The 16644-nt window shown below is 40.6% G+C and carries 12 protein-coding genes; 4 read left to right on the top strand and 8 right to left on the bottom strand.

What is annotated here, in order from left to right; all coding sequences use genetic code 11:
- Positions 1–446: 446 nt before the first annotated feature.
- The 3 genes from AAC155_RS06765 (at position 447) to AAC155_RS06755 (ending at position 4668) form a co-directional block, all read left to right on the top strand.
- Positions 447–1883 (top strand): PTS transporter subunit EIIC, encoded by a 1437-nt coding sequence (locus AAC155_RS06765; RefSeq protein WP_113041526.1) that lies wholly within the window; start codon positions 447–449, stop codon positions 1881–1883.
- 75 nt (positions 1884–1958) lie between these two features.
- Positions 1959–3380 (top strand): glycoside hydrolase family 1 protein, encoded by a 1422-nt coding sequence (locus tag AAC155_RS06760; RefSeq protein WP_113041525.1) that lies wholly within the window; start codon positions 1959–1961, stop codon positions 3378–3380.
- On the top strand, positions 3364–4668 hold the full coding sequence (locus AAC155_RS06755) for a carbohydrate porin (protein WP_113041524.1): 1305 nt from the start codon (positions 3364–3366) through the stop codon (positions 4666–4668). Before AAC155_RS06760 ends, AAC155_RS06755 begins: the two co-directional genes overlap by 17 nt.
- Positions 4669–4764: 96 nt before the next feature.
- On the opposite strand, the gene dnaJ is transcribed toward AAC155_RS06755, so the two are convergent.
- Positions 4765–5883: a molecular chaperone DnaJ gene (gene dnaJ, locus AAC155_RS06750; RefSeq protein ID WP_011144959.1), complete on the bottom strand. Its 1119-nt coding sequence runs from the start codon at positions 5881–5883 to the stop codon at positions 4765–4767.
- 113 nt (positions 5884–5996) lie between these two features.
- Entirely contained in the window at positions 5997–7907 is a 1911-nt protein-coding gene (dnaK, locus tag AAC155_RS06745) for a molecular chaperone DnaK (protein WP_113041523.1), read from the bottom strand.
- 427 nt (positions 7908–8334) lie between these two features.
- Between dnaK and satP the strand changes: the two genes are divergently transcribed.
- On the top strand, positions 8335–8904 hold the full coding sequence (gene satP, locus AAC155_RS06740; RefSeq protein ID WP_113041522.1) for an acetate uptake transporter: 570 nt from the start codon (positions 8335–8337) through the stop codon (positions 8902–8904).
- Between the two features lie 140 nt (positions 8905–9044).
- On the opposite strand, the gene AAC155_RS06735 is transcribed toward satP, so the two are convergent.
- The 6 genes from AAC155_RS06735 to AAC155_RS06710 form a co-directional block, all read right to left on the bottom strand.
- Positions 9045–11339, bottom strand: a complete 2295-nt coding sequence (locus tag AAC155_RS06735; protein WP_113041521.1) for a S8 family serine peptidase — start codon at positions 11337–11339, stop codon at positions 9045–9047.
- Positions 11340–11344: 5 nt separating this feature from the next.
- Positions 11345–12451 (bottom strand): AAA family ATPase, encoded by a 1107-nt coding sequence (locus AAC155_RS06730; RefSeq protein ID WP_113041520.1) that lies wholly within the window; start codon positions 12449–12451, stop codon positions 11345–11347.
- 490 nt (positions 12452–12941) lie between these two features.
- The gene (locus tag AAC155_RS06725; RefSeq protein WP_113041519.1) at positions 12942–13502 is read right to left on the bottom strand and encodes a chorismate mutase; all 561 of its coding nucleotides are present in this window, start codon (positions 13500–13502) and stop codon (positions 12942–12944) included.
- 139 nt (positions 13503–13641) lie between these two features.
- Positions 13642–14217 carry a molybdopterin adenylyltransferase gene (mog, locus tag AAC155_RS06720; protein ID WP_113041518.1) on the bottom strand — a complete coding sequence of 192 codons (576 nt, stop codon included), beginning with the start codon at positions 14215–14217 and terminating at the stop codon, positions 13642–13644.
- A gap of 86 nt (positions 14218–14303) precedes the next feature.
- Positions 14304–15257, bottom strand: a complete 954-nt coding sequence (gene tal / locus AAC155_RS06715; RefSeq protein WP_113041517.1) for a transaldolase — start codon at positions 15255–15257, stop codon at positions 14304–14306.
- 167 nt (positions 15258–15424) lie between these two features.
- Positions 15425–16636, bottom strand: coding sequence for an MFS transporter (locus AAC155_RS06710; RefSeq protein ID WP_113041516.1), 1212 nt, complete (start codon positions 16634–16636; stop codon positions 15425–15427).
- Positions 16637–16644: the final 8 nt, after the last annotated feature.

Below are 16644 nucleotides of genomic sequence, written 5' to 3'. Positions count from 1 at the left end.
AAGAGATACCTTACAGGATAAACTATTATATGCGCCAACCTAAGCCTATAAAATAGGTGAAATATATTTGTGACCTGGTTGTGCCTGATCTTATCAGTAACACTCCTGTACACTATATTCATTATGTTATCTTTCAGGCTAAGGCATTATTTTTACAAAGTCAACGACACAGCAACATATCCACTTACCCAAGGTATTTATGATAAGCATCACATTTTTACCAAAATTACATTTAATAACTTGCAAGTATCGCAAGGAGTAATTAGTTTTTGACCAACTGATATAGGCTTGTTACCGACTTAGTTGCGACTGACGTCGGGCAAAACCTAATCCATCACGTCACGATCCCCTTATTCCAGGACGATTGTAGATGATGGATTAGGTTTTTTTTTGCCTTAAATTCGGTCTTTCGCTGTTTTCAGCGTATTAAATGAAGGGGAAGTCTAATGAGATACGAAAGTCTGGCAGAGAAAATAGTTAGCGCAATAGGTGGGAAAGAGAATATATCTAGCCTGGTCCATTGCGCGACTCGTTTACGATTTAAACTTAAAGATAGCAGTCTGGCCAATAGCGAATTACTCAAACAGACTAAGGGAATTATTACCGTAGTAGAGAGTGGTGGGCAATATCAGGTCGTCATCGGTAGTCACGTAGGGGATGTTTACGATGATATTAATCATAAATACTTACAAGATGATGCAGAAGCAGCACAAAATATAACTTCACAGCAAGAGATAAAACGAGATAACGCCAGAGGTTTAAAACGCATTCTTGATGTCGCCATTGATATTATTTCCAGTATTTTTACCCCGCTATTAGGTGTATTGGTCGCCGCCGGATTAATTAAAGGCATTCTCGCTTTATCCAACGTATTCAATTGGATGAGCATAGACAGCGGGACCTATAAAATTTTATACGCTACCGGTGATGCCATGCTCTATTTCATGCCTATTTTATTAGGGTATACCGCAGGTAAGCGGTTCGGAGGCAACCCGTTTATTACGATGGTTATCGGGGCCGCTTTAACCTATCCCACCATGACCGAGGCATTTAAACTTTCGCAAACGACTCCTGCTGTTCACCTCAATTTCCTTGGCATTCCTATCTCTTTCATTAATTATAGCTCAACCGTTATTCCCATTATCTTATCAGCATGGTTTAGCTGCTTGCTGGAAAAGAAGTTTAATAGCTGGTTTCATTCCTCCGTCAAACTGTTTGCCACACCTTTCCTGTGTCTATTGATTACGGTTCCTTTGACTTTTGTAGTTATTGGCCCTATAGCAACAGAGCTCAGTGATAGCCTGGCTGCCGGATATCTCTTTTTCTATCAATTAAATCCGGTCATTGCTGGACTTTTTATGGGTGCATTGTGGCAAGTTTGTGTCATTTTCGGTCTGCATTGGGGACTTATCCCAATAATGATCAATAACATGATGACCCAGAAAAAAGATATGCTCTCCCCACTGCTCCAGCCAGCAATATTTGGTCAAGCAGGCGCAACTCTGGGGGTATTTTTACGTACACGTGATAAGAATATGAAAACATTATCAGGTACCGCACTGATATCAAGTCTCTTTGGCATCACCGAACCTGCTATTTATGGTGTCACACTACCACTAAAACGTCCATTTATTATCGGTTGTATTGGTGGGGCGCTTGGCGGGGCAATTGTCGGTTTCTATTCAGGAACAGCATATAACGTTGGCGGCATGGGTATCTTTGCGTTTACCTCATTTATTTCTCCCGCCGGCATAGATAGTGCTTTCTGGAGTGTCATATTAGGTTCGTTAGGTTCATTTGTCTTCTCCTGTATCGCAACCTATTTATTCGGTTTGCCATCAGAAGTAAAAGTTCCACTAATAACATCCCATGCAAAAAATTAATTTAAACTCTGAAATGAAGAATCATATTAAGAGAATATCTTCCAAGTTTAACGAGCAATTAACAAGAGGAAAATCATGAAAAAACAATTTCCAAATAACTTCCTTTGGGGAGGAGCGCTGGCGGCAAATCAAGTTGAAGGTGCCTATCAAATAGATGGCAAAGGGTTATCAACCTCAGATATGCAACCTTGTGGAGTCATTGGTCACAGCATGGAACGCAGTTTGGGTGATTTTCATATTAAGGATATTGGCATCGATTTTTATCATCGTTATCCCGAAGATATTGCGCTATTTGCTGAAATGGGATTTAAATGCCTGAGAACCTCTATCGCCTGGACACGCATATTTCCTGAAGGAGATGAAAAAATACCGAACGAAAATGGTTTAGCTTTTTATGATCGCCTGTTTGACGAAATGATAAAATATAATATTCAACCACTCATTACGCTTTCCCATTTTGAAATGCCTTATGGCTTAGTAAAAAAATATGGTGGTTGGGGAAATCGTGAAACAATTGCGTTTTTTGACCATTATACCAGAACTGTTTTTAAACGTTACCAACATAAAGTAAAATATTGGCTGACATTCAATGAAATTAACATGTCTTTATTCTCTTGTTTTACCGGCGCAGGATTACCAGAAAAAAGTAAAATTCAAGATATTTATCAGGCGCTACATTATCAATTAGTTGCCAGTGCTAAAGCAGTTAAAGCCTGCCATGAAATTATTCCTGATGCAAAAATAGGTAATATGGTGGCAGCGGCCCCTTATTATCCATTGACTTGTCACCCTGATGATATATTAGAATCATTGAAAAAGAATCGCGAATGGTTGTTCTTCTTTGATGTACAAGCTCGTGGATATTATCCATCCTATATGTCCCGTCTATTTGAAGAACAAAATATTACACTTGATATCACAGATGAAGATAAAAAAGCACTCAAAGAAACCGTTGATTTTCTCTCTTTCAGTTACTACATGAGTAGCTGTGCAACGACAAATCCTGAGATTATCAAGACCTCAGGGAATATCATTAATCCGGTGAAAAATCCTTATCTGTCCAGCTCAGAATGGGGATGGCAAATCGATCCCCAAGGCATTCGCTATCTTCTCAATATGCTATATGACCGTTACCAGAAACCCCTGTTTATTGTAGAAAACGGTTTGGGTGCCAGGGATGTTATTCAAGACGATGGCTCTATTATTGATGATTATCGGATTAACTATCTCAACGATCATTTATTTCAGATACGGGAAGCCATTGAAGATGGTGTTCAATTATTAGGATATACCTCATGGGGGCCAATAGATTTGGTCAGCGCCTCTACAGCAGAAATGTCAAAACGGTACGGGTTTATTTATGTCGATCGCGATGACCAAGGTAATGGGACATTAGAACGGCGGCGTAAAAAAAGTTTTAGTTGGTATAAAGAGGTGATCAGCAGTCACGGTAATACCCTTCAAGCCCCGGAGGTAGAAAATGAAAATAACCAATAAATTTCTTTTACTCACGATTCCACTTATTTTGCTTTATAACAATATCACGGTAGCAGCGGAAAATAACTGTCACTCGTATGATACCCTTTTACCAAGAGGACCAGAAACACCTTCGGTTTCATCTGCATGCGATACAGTATTTCCTGAATGGGGCGGCCTTAGAAAAGAGATGGCCGATCGTGGCTTTTATGCAAATTTTCAACTACTTACTAATCTAACCTACGATATATCAAGAAGCTGGAAAAATACGCCTAATCCCAATTATATGGGACAGCGCTTAACGACCGGTAATATCGCCGCGACAGAACTCACTTATGATTTATCACGGATTGGTTTCACTGATAAAGCGCAACTGCGTTTAGGTTTAACCTATGCTTATAATAACTTCAAAAATAATGGTCAAGATGGACATCCTTTTGTCTCAGCCTTTTCCATTAATCAACCCTTATTGAATGATCGAGTCATATTAAATTATGGCTATACGACACTACTCTCCCATTTTTATGGCTTATTTTTGGGTAGCAGTACAGCATCATCAGCGCTAGGGCCAACCAGTGTGATGTTGTCCCAAGCTGGACTAACCATTAGCAAACCAAGTCCATCGATAGATATTCGGTTTTTATCGGAAAATAAACGTTGGTATGACCACATTGGCGTTGCCAGAAGTCAAAGCTCAGAAGGTTTAAAAACCGATTCAAAATATAATACCTATGGTCTGCGCTGGAAACTTCCCAGTGCAGGAACCTTAGTCATCAACGAATTAGGTTATCGTGTTAATGCCAATGAAACGGAGAATATGATCTGGCTGCGGGGTGGATCGGTATTCAATAAAACACCTTATTTTAACTATAACAATTCAGAGTATGAAGATTACACTTACTCTCATTATATCGCAGCTACCCACCAAATAACCAAGCCGGATACGTCAATGCCTTTCCGTGGCTGGTATATTGACGGTAAAGCCAACTATGCGCCAAAAGATCGTAACCTGTTTAATGCCGACATTTCATTATCACTGTTCAGTATTGGTCCATTTGATTCGCGTCCAAACGATATGGTTACTTTTGGTCTGGCTTATAATAAGTTCAGTGACGATGCAAAAAATTATTTCTCTCGCAATGGTCAACTTGCTGAAAGTTATAGTGCAACCGCTTCCGTAGCCTATAGTTATCGTGTTTATAACGGAATCTATTGGACTAATAGCTTATCGTATACTCATCACCCATCAGTGACACCAAAAGAGGATGATGCCTATAATTTGCTCACACAAATTACGTTTAGTTTATAATTCTTAACCAAAACAAAAAGTCCTCATCCAAAACGAGGACTTTTTACCCATAATTCGAGCTTTATTTAACAATCCAGCTCTATTATGTGAAGATATTTACTTGGTCAAATCATCAAAAAATTTCTTTACGCCATCGAAGAAACTTTTAGAACGTGGGCTATTCGTTTCTTCGCCGGCCCCACCGAAAGATTCACCCAATTCGCGCAGTAATTCTTTCTGTCTTTCATTTAATTTAACCGGCGTTTCTACCACTACCCGGCACAATAAATCACCCTGAACACCACCGCGGACAGATTTAACACCTTTGCCTTTCATGCGGAACATTTTACCTGTCTGGGTTTCCGCAGGTATTTTCAATTTCACACGGCCATCGAGAGTTGGAACTTCGATTTCTCCACCCAGTGCCGCCATTGCAAAGTTAACCGGCACTTCACAATAGAGATTACTTTCTTGACGCTCAAAAATATGGTGTGATTTCACCTGTACCTGAACATACAAATCACCTGCGGGTGCGCCTTTAGCCCCCGCTTCACCCTCACCACTCAAACGAACACGGTCACCGGTATCCACACCCGCCGGGATTTTGACAGACAGGGTTTTGTATCTTTCAACTCGCCCATGACCATGACATTTATGGCAAGAATCTTTGATGATCTGACCACGGCCATGACAGTGTGGGCAAGGTTGCTGAACGGTGAAAAATCCCTGACGCATATGAACCTGACCAGCACCTTGACAGGTTGAACAGGTTACAGGGCTGGTTCCTGCTTTAGCGCCGCTACCATGACAGATATCACAAGTTTCCAGTGTCGGGATACGGATCTCTTTGGTCACACCACGAACCGCTTCTTCCAGCGTCAATTCCATGCTGTAACGCAAATCAGCACCGCGGCTTGGACGCTGTTGACGACGACCACCACCGAAAATATCACCGAAAACGTCACCAAAGATATCGCTAAAATCAGCTCCGCCGCCGCCCATGCCGCCTTGTTCAAAAGCAGCATGACCATATTGATCATAAGCAGCCCGTTTCTGGTCATCCGTCAGAATTTCATAAGCTTCTTTAACTTCTTTGAATTGGCTTTCTGCCTCTTTATCGCCCTGATTACGATCAGGATGATATTTCATCGCCAGCCGCTTATAGGCTTTTTTAATCTCTTTTTCGCTCGCTGTTTTGGAAACCCCCAAAACCTCGTAATAATCTCTTTTCGCCATCTCTTATTTTACCCTTAACATACGCGCACGGGCGCAGAGTTCCCTCAACGCCCGTGCCGGTTAATCAGCAACAGTTGTCATCATCTAACTGTCACCGCGCCCGCTAAGGGCTATTATTTTTTATCTTTAACTTCTTCGAATTCAGCGTCTACAACGTCGTCATCTTTCTTCGCACTGTCACCAGCATCTGCGGTTGCACCAGCCTGAGCCTGCTGTTGAGCAATTTCCAACAACTTAGCGGAAGCCTGAACCAAAGCCTGAATTTTCGCTTCAATATCCGCTTTATCTTCGCCTTTCGCTGCGGTTTCTAGCTGAGTGATAGCACTTTCAATTGCAGTTTTATCTTCTGCTGGCAGCTTGTCACCCGCTTCTTCTACTTGCTTACGGGTACCGTGAACCAGTTGATCTGCTTGGTTACGCGTTTGTACCAACTCTTCAAACTTACGATCAGATTCAGCGTTAGCTTCTGCATCACGAACCATACGTTGAATTTCGTCCTCATTCAGACCAGAAGAGGCTTTGATAGTGATCTGCTGTTCGCGACCGGTGTTTTTGTCTTTGGCAGATACATGCAAAATACCGTCAGCATCAATATCAAAAGTCACTTCAATCTGAGGCATACCACGAGGTGCTGCTTGGATACCATCCAAATTGAACTGGCCCAAAGATTTGTTATCGCCGGCACGTTTACGCTCACCCTGCAACACATGGATAGTTACCGCAGACTGATTGTCTTCCGCCGTAGAGAACACCTGGCTGTGTTTGGTTGGGATCGTGGTGTTTTTCACAATGAGGGAAGTCATAACGCCACCCATTGTTTCGATACCCAGAGACAGTGGTGTAACATCCAGCAACAAGACATCTTTCACATCACCAGCCAGAACACCGCCCTGTACCGCAGCACCCATTGCTACCGCTTCGTCAGGGTTCACATCTTTACGTGGCTCTTTACCGAAGAAGTCAGCAACCACTTTCTGTACCATTGGCATACGGGTCTGACCGCCCACCAGAATGACATCGTTCACATCAGAAACTGACAGGCCGGCATCTTGCAATGCAACTCGTACAGGCTCCATAGAACGTTTAACCAGATCTTCTACCAGTGATTCCAATTTCGCACGGGTCACTTTGATATTCATGTGCTTAGGACCAGTTGCATCTGCGGTGATATATGGCAGGTTCACATCAGTCTGCTGTGCAGAAGAAAGCTCAATTTTAGCTTTTTCTGCTGCTTCTTTCAGACGTTGCATTGCCAATGGGTCGTTACGCAGATCAATGCCCTGATCTTTCTTAAATTCGTCAACCAGATAGTTGATCATACGGCTATCGAAATCTTCGCCGCCCAAGTGAGTATCACCGTTGGTCGCCAGTACTTCATAGGTTTTTTCGCCGTCAACTTCATCGATTTCGATAATAGAGATATCGAAAGTACCACCACCGAGGTCATAAACCGCGATAGTACGGTTACCCACTTCTCTGTCCAAGCCATAAGCCAGTGCAGCGGCCGTTGGTTCGTTGATAATACGTTTTACTTCCAGACCTGCGATACGGCCCGCATCTTTGGTTGCCTGACGCTGAGCATCGTTAAAATATGCAGGTACGGTGATTACCGCTTCAGTCACTGGCTCACCCAGATAATCTTCTGCCGTTTTCTTCATTTTCTTCAAAACTTCAGCAGAAACCTGAGGAGGAGCCATCTTCTGGTCTTTCACTTCCAGCCATGCGTCGCCATTATCTGCCGCAATAATTTTGTATGGCATGATAGCTACATCGCGTTGCGCTTCTTCGTCTTGGAAACGACGGCCAATCAGACGCTTAATAGCAAACAACGTATTTTGCGGGTTAGTAACAGCCTGACGTTTAGCCGGTTGACCAACCAGAGTCTCTCCATCCTGGGTATAAGCAATGATGGAAGGGGTTGTGCGATCACCTTCGCTGTTTTCCAGCACACGAGCTGTCGTGCCATCCATAATAGCTACACAAGAGTTGGTAGTTCCCAGGTCGATACCAATAATTTTACCCATCTAAACGCCTCCAAAGAAATTCGTAATCAATCAAGTTGCTAATCAATATGAGGATAACTCTCTGCATTTCAATGGCACCTATTTTTTGCCTCTACGCGATTCCTCACCCTTGCTTATAACACCGGCTGTATAGGACAGCGATTAGCAACTGCGGTTGATTATAAGATGGGGTCGTTAAAGCTATCATCAAGGGGGGATGCGAAAAAAAAACCTTTTTATTATTTCAAAGATTATTGTTTCATTGCTGACAGATCATTATGATTCGCCACCTTTGCTATTTATACCCTATGGATTTCAAGATGCATCGCGACGGCAAGGGAGCGAATCCCCGGGAGCATAGAAAACTATGTGACCGGGGTGAGTGAGTGCAGCCAACAAAGAGGCAACTTGAAAGATGACGGGTATATGACTTTCTTTCAGAGGACTTATGAACGCGAATCAATTGGCTAACCCCGGCCCCTTAGGGCTAATGGGCTTCGGCATGACAACCATTCTGCTTAATCTGCATAACGCAGGTTTCTTTCCACTGGCATCCGTTATCCTGAGTATGGGCATTTTCTACGGCGGCCTGGCTCAAGTACTGGCAGGGATTTTTGAATATAAGAAAGGCAATACCTTTGCCGCAACGGCTTTCACCTCCTATGGGTTGTTTTGGCTCAGTCTGGTCGGGTTATTATTTCTGCCTAAAATGGGACTGGCAGAAGCCACCAGCAGCCAATATTTAGCGGTATATCTTGGCCTATGGGGTGTGTTTACTCTGTTTATGTTCTTTGGCACCTTCAAGGCTAACCGCGTACTACAGTTTATCTTTGGTGGCCTGACACTGTTGTTCGCTTTGTTAGCGATTGGCAACTTTACCGGAAATACCACTCTTCTGACGATTGCCGGTTATGAAGGGATAATTTGTGGTGCCAGCGCATTTTATCTGGCAATGGCGGAAGTGCTGAATGAGCAGTATGGACGCACTATTCTGCCCATTGGCGAGATAAAACCGTAATAAACCGCGGGTTGGAAGAAGGCAAATTTTTCCCCCTCTTCCAGTCCGTTATGAGCATATTGCTATCCCATTTTTCAATGTCTATACCCGTCATCTTTCAAGCTGCCTCTTTGTTGGCTGCACTCACCCCTGTCACATAGTTATCTATGCTCCCAGGGATTCTTTCCCTTGCCGTCGCGATGCAACTTGAAATCCATAGGGTATATTGTATTATCAATATCAATATGTTGCTCAATTATTCCAACTTCAGCTTTTGGTCCTAAACGTTGTTTCATTGTGTTATAAATACCAAAATCTTTATTGTGACTTTTAAAAGTTAAGACAAATGATACCTCTTGTTCAGATAGTTCATGGTGTGATGACATATCAAACTGATATAAATCACGGGTAAAAATTCGAGCATAGAGTCTTAACTTCGTATTATCAACGGATACTCCTGAAAAAGATTTTCCATGATGTCTTATCGGGCTCCATTTAGCTAACTCTTGGCGAGACTGAAGTTCTTTTTCTTTAGATTCCTTCATAGTACCAAGAAGATTTTTTACTTTACCGTCGTTACTAATGCTCTGCAAAGAGCACTGTAGCCTAGTAGCAAAATAATTTTCGCCTCCCAATTCAGAAACCAAGGGTTTTAATATTGCTGTTAATATTATTTCTCCTTTAATTTTTCCATCTTCCAACATTTCAGTAGGTAGAGGAATATCATTCCAATAATATGCAAACCCTGCACGAATTTTACTATTCCAAGCGAGAGTAACTGTCCCTTCATCACAATACCAAGGAAGGTTATTACCTTCTTTCCAAGGTGAGCCCCAACCTAGACGCAAATCATGTGCACACCTCTCAGCTTTATTTATTAACAATGCTCTAACTAAATCAGGAGTAGGTTCTTTTAGATTTTTAAACACATGTGCTGCTATTGATGAAATAAGAGGTGTACTATAACTAGTTCCAGTATCTATTACCCCACCAATCATTCGTAACGTTGAAAACCAAGATAGTTCCGGCTTTTTCATCCCTGCCGGAGCAGGCCCTCGCAAACTCATCGAGCAAGGTGTAGTTGCCATACCATTTTCATCCGCACATCGTCCCGCTATAGTTAAAGCAGATTCACAATCGGCAGGAGGACACAATCTTATACTATTTGATCTGCTTACATTACCGATTGAAATAATTGGTAATATGTTAAACTTACGGGCAATTCGATTAACTTCATGCCCTAAATAACTAATTTCTTCATTCGAATAATATGGCTCACTCTCATTAAATGAAAGATTCCATACCTGAGATATCCCTTTTGTCTCATTAGCAACATCTCTAAGATAGTTAATAAATTGTTCGGTCGTTGGTTGGATAACTACTCCTTTTTTATTAATTGCTTGAACGCTAATAAACTTGCACGCCAACTCAGGTAAAGCAAGATTATTATTCCATGCAGATCCTTGGCAAATTACTGAAGTAACCTTATTACCATGCTTTAAATCTGCATCATGCTGATCTACTAATGGAGTAATACTCATTACGTTAAAAGGTAAATAAGAAACAGCAGAGCAACCACCATCAACAATTACTACTGTTGGGATATTTTTCAAGTTAGATAAATTAGGTATCGGTTCTTTACCGCTACCTGGTGGCACTGATTTTGCTGAAACATTATGTACCGGCTCAATTCTATAAACAATACCAGAGCTAATTAACTTATTAAAATTCTCTAAATTATTTATTACCGTGGTAAATGATAATGTTCCGTCGATTAAATACTCATCCAATTTTCTTGGGAAATATCTATTTCCCTTTTTTTGTATTTCTTCATTTTTAAAAACATTATCAAATTTAGAATGACCAAAACCAATAATCTTCTGATTAGCAAATTCTTCAAGTTCTTTCTTAACAGATACTCTTGCTTTTTTATCATGGAATGGTAAAATCCAAACATTGAATTGCTTTTCTACATCATCGAACGCTTCAAAAACAGCTTTTGCCTTTCTTCCTCGTAATACTTGATTTTTATCAAAACCAATAATACTTTCAAGACGAGAAATATCGACTTTAATTCGAGCATTTTTCGCTTTTTTTATTTTCTCAATCAAACTAGAGATTCTAGAACCTGAGATTTCGACTAAGTATCCATCAAAAGCCGGAGCAACTATTCTTGTTAAATCATCTGCTTCAAATAAATCATCAGGGGTCCAAGATGGTGCAAGAGAATCATCAAACATTTTAGCTAATAGATGAATTTTACCTGAATGGGAAACAATACCATCATCTTCGCTAATACGTCTAAGCTCTTTCGATAGCTTCTCTTTTTGATCATCTAATCGTGCCCAAATTATACCTTTAGAGTTTTTCCCGCCACCACTCACTGTATTGGGAACTGGCTTATCTAAAAAAGATAGTACAGGATTTAATAAAGGACTTCTAACACCCTCAGCCATAATTCCTATTCCTTAAGATAGCTTGAAATTGTCTGTCTACTTAGTTTCAAAAAACTACCGATTTCAGCCTGAGTAAACAATTTAGTTTCGGAAAGCAAATTAACGATGTTTTTTTTATTATCCGAGCTTAACCCTTCTCTGTAAGGTATAATCGAGTTATGTGAATCACCCCCAATTATTGCTTGAATGACCGCTACAATATCAATATCCGAATTAGTCAAAATTGCCTGTCTTCTTGCCGCTATTGCTATAGTTTCAATATCTGCTCCACTTAATCCGTCTGATATTATAGATAGTGCTTTTAACTCCTTTGATATCCCCTTATCTTGGAAAAGGAAATGATTCCAAAGAGACTCCCTAACTTCTAGGTTTGGCATACCAAAGCGAATTTTATATGGAAAACGTCGCCAAATCGCGGGGTCTAAAAGATCTGCGTGGTTAGTTGCCGCAATTACTACTGCGCTATCATCCAGTGAATCTAAGCCTTGTATCAAAGTATTCACAACACGTTTAAGCTCACCTATTTCGTGCCGATCATCACGTATCTTAGCAACCGCATCAACCTCATCTAATAACAATATGCCGTTTCTAGAAGGTACATAATCAAAAATTTGCCTTAAATTCTTAGCTGTATCACCCAATAATGATGATATTACTGAATCTAATCTGACAACGAATAACGGCCTATTTAGTTGAGAAGCAACATGACCAGCAATCAATGTCTTACCGGTACCCGGTGGACCTGATAACAGCAACCCCAATCTTCCTGATAACCCATTTTCAATTAGCTTTTTTTGATGCTTAACACTTTCAATAAAAGCATTGAAAGTAATACTCTCAGACTCGCCCAAAAAAATAGGAGTCACTGACCACTGGTGTTCCTCAATTAAAGGCATTCTTGATTTAGGGTCAACAGGTAAACTATCACTATATCCCGAACTACGAAGTGGAACTCCCTTACGTCTTACTATGGATTTAATTTTTTTAGCAACATCCATATCATCAGCACTGATAGATTTAGCTATTCTATTACTGACACTTCTAACTTCTGTATAATTAGCATCCAAGGACGCTTCTATGAGGGCAACAATGTCCTCAGCAACGATATTCATAACCAACCTCTTAAATATAATGACAATCAAAAATGATTTTTTGTCATGCCAATATGCATGAATGTCATGAATAATGTCGATTTTGTCAACCTAAAAAACAAATTATCACCACAATTACAGGCAGGAGTTAAGGAAAAAGCTTAGTCTTTGGGTTCGGTTTTATCAGCACACTGTCTTTGACGTTGTATACGTCAAATTTAACTTCCGAGGAGTTACCATCAATAAGATACAAGGCGCAAGTTAGCCCGTAGGCGATTACTTTTAACATATGACGTTCAGTGAAAAACTATAAAGCCGCTTTAATCTGAGAGGTATCAAGCCCTGTACAACATGATCAGTGTCTCGTGATATCAGGCAGGGTTATCTGTATGCCGAAACAGATTGTTGCTGTATGTGCTGCTGGTAGCTTAAAAAACCGTAAAGCAAATCCAGCTCCAAAAGCTCACTTTAAAAAGACCGGCTTTTCTTGCTAAGGGCGAGGGACTGTGATTTATTTTAATTTCACTTTCTCAAGCGCAGAGAAAATTTGCTGTTTATCCGAATCCTTTAAATTGTGTTGTTGAATATTCCTCATAAACATTTCCTTGTCAGAAACGCTTATTTTCTCTCCGGCTTTGAGCAAGATCGCAATTTGTTGGAGGATTTCCGTACTCAGCCCGCTAATTTTAATCCGAACATCATCTAGCGGCTTCGGTTGCCAACTATTTTCAGGGAGAGGCAACCAATCAGCTCGATAGCGATATTGAATCGCCTTTGCCGCATTCATCTGAATTATAATGAACGGTGTGACTGATTCTCCATTTAATCCGAAAGATTCAGCCTCACTTATTGATTTAGCAAGAACCTTCTTTTCTTGAGCCAAAACCTCAACAGGTAAATGGTTTTCAGCCTTGTATCCCGCCACATCTTTCATGTAAGAAAGGCGCTGATTAATTAACTGAGCTACCGTCGCCTTTGCCTCCATTGCTAGCGTCACCGTTGGTGCCATTGCACTCATAACCAATGCCAAGCCAACAATAAAACCAGTCCTTACTTTTTTTGACCGTTGCATTTTTTCACCCCGAAATTTATTCCAAACAAACTAATCAACAATACCAAACTAATTATAAGCTTAAAATGTTGAAATTACCTTTCGATAGGTGGCGGATAAAAGTTCGATTTTTTGATTCTTTCTACAATCAACTCATTGTTCAACGACGAGCACTTTTCGGTCTAAAAGCCGCGACTACCTTATCATCGGTTTCCACATATGGGCCATCTAGCAATTGGATACAATACGGCACACTGGCAAAAATGCCGGATACCAGAACTTTGCCATTTTCGTCTTTCAAGCCTTCCAACGTTTCTGCGATTGCTTTTGGTTGCCCCGGCAAATTCAAAATCAGCGCCTGCCTGCGGATAACACCAACCTGACGGGATAAAATTGCCGTTGGAACAAATTGCAAACTAATCTGACGCATCTGTTCGCCATAACCCGGCATTTCACGGTCTGCAACCGCTAATGTAGCATCAGGCGTCACATCTCGGCGTGCGGGGCCGGTTCCACCAGTGGTCAAAACCAGATGACAGCCGATTTCATCCACTAGCTCACACAAGGTTTGTTCAATGATGATCTGCTCATCCGGGATCAGACGAGCCTCTATCTGAAAAGGGGTGGTAATCGCACTTTTCAGCCACTCTTCTAATGCCGGAATCCCTTTGTCCTGATAAATACCGCTCGATGCACGATCAGAGACGGATACCAAGCCAATGCGCAGTTCATTCATATAAACCTCAATTAACACAATTTAGTAGCAAAAAGGCGGCCAATTATGCCGCCTTTAACGCTAAAAGAATAGTTTATCGCCTATCATTACAGCAGATCAGAGATCATCTTCTCAAGTTTGCCCTGATCAATAGCAAATTTACGGATACCATCCGCCAGTTTTTCTGTTGCCATTGCATCCTGATGATGTTCCCAATAGAACTGAGCTTCATTCAATGGTTCTGGGCGCACTTTAATTTCACCGGTATAACCCAGTTTACGTTCAACTTCACCCTGAGCTTCAGACAACTCTTTCAACAGTGCGGGAGCAATAGTCAAACGGTCACAACCCGCCAATTCCAAGATCTCACCAGCGTTACGGAAACTTGCTCCCATAACCACAGTGTTATAGCCATGTTGTTTATAGTATTGGTAGATTTCAGTTACAGAAATGACGCCCGGATCTTCGTGTGGAGCAAACTCTTTCTGATCACTGTTCGCTTTATGCCAGTCAAGGATACGGCCAACAAATGGCGAAATCAGATAAACCCCGGCTTCCGCACAAGCACGCGCCTGAGCAAAGGAAAACAGTAGTGTCAGGTTACAGTTAATCCCTTCTTTTTCTAGCTGTTCAGCCGCACGGATACCCTGCCAAGTTGAAGCCAATTTGATCAGAATCCGATCATTGCTGATACCAGCCTCGTTATATAGCTTAATCAAGCGCTTAGCTTTGGCAACACTGCGTTCGGTGTCATAAGACAAACGGGCATCAACTTCTGTCGAAATACGGCCAGGGATCAGTTTGAGAATTTCCAAACCAATATTTACCGCCAGTTTATCACTGGCATCCACAATCTGCTGCTCGCGGGAATCGCTCTGTTCACGCGCCCACGCAATTGCTTCATCAATTAATTTACGGTATTCAGGAATTTGTGCAGCGTTAAGGATCAGAGATGGGTTAGTTGTCGCATCTTGTGGCTGATAAAGCTTCATCGCCGCAATATCCCCGGTATCTGCCACTACTGTTGTCAGTTTACGCAGGGAGGTTAGTTTATCGGTCATTTTGTCATATCTCATCGTTATGCGTGAAATTGTGGCATTGTTATTGAGCCATCCACTGATAATAACACGGTAAAACCTTGCTGCAAGGCGGTAAAACGATCACTCACACCGGTCACAGAGTTATACTCTGCTCCCGGGGATTAGAAGATAAATTTTTTCACAAAAAATTACTTTAATGTGAGTTTATTCTCAACGTCAGCACTTATTTTCTTTGCAACAAAAACTGAGCTCAAAGAACACATTGCAAAAAAGAGAAATAAAATACTACTTCCTAGCAAAGGGATTAACCCTATTATGATAATACCAAAGGCTGACTGGTAACTTCTTGAAATTGCATCCGAAGACGATATTATTCTAGCAAAATATTTTTCTGGGGTCAGCTCTTGCCCTGATGTATAGAGAGATATCCTTAAAAAAGAGAGTCCGATAAAAATAAGCATAGTTCCCAAAGTATAAAATAACAGGACACTTTTTGACAAAGGCATAGCCCAAAGAATACTCCCAACTGCAATCAATAGAGAACCAAGAAAGAAAGATTTTTTTAATTTACTTATATTGAAATAGTAGCTAGAAAAATAAGATCCAAATAACATCGAAACAGAAGCTAAAAAGGAAAAATAAGCAATTAAATCAGAAAAAGAAAACGAATATAATTCACTAAATAAAGAGACAATTGTTGCATAGTGAGAAGTCATTATATAGGTTGAAATCACTTGGTATGACACCATTGCAGTTAAAATACTTATCCTGAATAATAATATATTTCTCTGAGTATTATTCTTGATAATATATTCTAAACCACCATATTTCATAGAAATATCTTTTTCCTTTATTCTAATTCCCCAATCGCCGATAAAAAAGAGAAATATAATTGATAAAATAAAACACATTGATTCAATAATAAATAAAAAACGTATCGATGTTATATTTATCAAAAAACCTGCTATCAATGGAGAAGATATAGAGAGCAACCCATAATAGAATTGTTGCTTTGATATAAAAGCCACTCTTTCTTCTGAGCTGACAAATGCCTGGTATGCCACTGACCTTATCGATATATTCAAACCTGAAAAAAATGATAGAAGAAAAGATATGAAAAATAATAAATATATATTATTGACAAATACAGCAAGAAATATTGTTACTGCCCGGAAGAAATCCGAATAAATACAAATAGCCCGCATACTAAACCGAGCAGTTAGCCCGCCAATAACCACAAAAACTAATATACTCGCTGTTAACCTTACAGATACCATTAAAGACGTATCTATCTCCGACTTGGTAATTGAATATACAAGCGAAAGAAGCGCTATTTCACTTATTCCTGTACCAAAGATAGATATTATATCAGAGGATAATAGCCTATTTTTATTCTCCATACCTTATC

Source organism: Photorhabdus sp. HUG-39 (assembly GCF_963878365.1).
Classification (GTDB): domain Bacteria; phylum Pseudomonadota; class Gammaproteobacteria; order Enterobacterales; family Enterobacteriaceae; genus Photorhabdus; species Photorhabdus kayaii.
Note: the sequence above shows the minus strand (reverse complement) of the source record. Positions and strands in the feature narration are given on the sequence as shown.

What these genes read in the sequence shown, in the direction of transcription:
- AAC155_RS06765 (WP_113041526.1), top strand. Translation starts at nt 447, where the DNA reads ATGAGATACGAAAGTCTGGCAGAGAAAATAGTTAGCGCAATAGGTGGG.
- satP (WP_113041522.1), top strand. Translation starts at nt 8,335, where the DNA reads ATGAACGCGAATCAATTGGCTAACCCCGGCCCCTTAGGGCTAATGGGC.
- AAC155_RS06725 (WP_113041519.1), bottom strand. Translation starts at nt 13,502, where the DNA reads ATGCAACGGTCAAAAAAAGTAAGGACTGGTTTTATTGTTGGCTTGGCA.
- AAC155_RS06730 (WP_113041520.1), bottom strand. Translation starts at nt 12,451, where the DNA reads ATGAATATCGTTGCTGAGGACATTGTTGCCCTCATAGAAGCGTCCTTG.
- AAC155_RS06755 (WP_113041524.1), top strand. Translation starts at nt 3,364, where the DNA reads ATGAAAATAACCAATAAATTTCTTTTACTCACGATTCCACTTATTTTG.
- AAC155_RS06760 (WP_113041525.1), top strand. Translation starts at nt 1,959, where the DNA reads ATGAAAAAACAATTTCCAAATAACTTCCTTTGGGGAGGAGCGCTGGCG.
- AAC155_RS06710 (WP_113041516.1), bottom strand. Translation starts at nt 16,636, where the DNA reads ATGGAGAATAAAAATAGGCTATTATCCTCTGATATAATATCTATCTTT.
- dnaJ (WP_011144959.1), bottom strand. Translation starts at nt 5,883, where the DNA reads ATGGCGAAAAGAGATTATTACGAGGTTTTGGGGGTTTCCAAAACAGCG.
- tal (WP_113041517.1), bottom strand. Translation starts at nt 15,257, where the DNA reads ATGACCGATAAACTAACCTCCCTGCGTAAACTGACAACAGTAGTGGCA.
- dnaK (WP_113041523.1), bottom strand. Translation starts at nt 7,907, where the DNA reads ATGGGTAAAATTATTGGTATCGACCTGGGAACTACCAACTCTTGTGTA.
- AAC155_RS06735 (WP_113041521.1), bottom strand. Translation starts at nt 11,339, where the DNA reads ATGGCTGAGGGTGTTAGAAGTCCTTTATTAAATCCTGTACTATCTTTT.
- mog (WP_113041518.1), bottom strand. Translation starts at nt 14,217, where the DNA reads ATGAATGAACTGCGCATTGGCTTGGTATCCGTCTCTGATCGTGCATCG.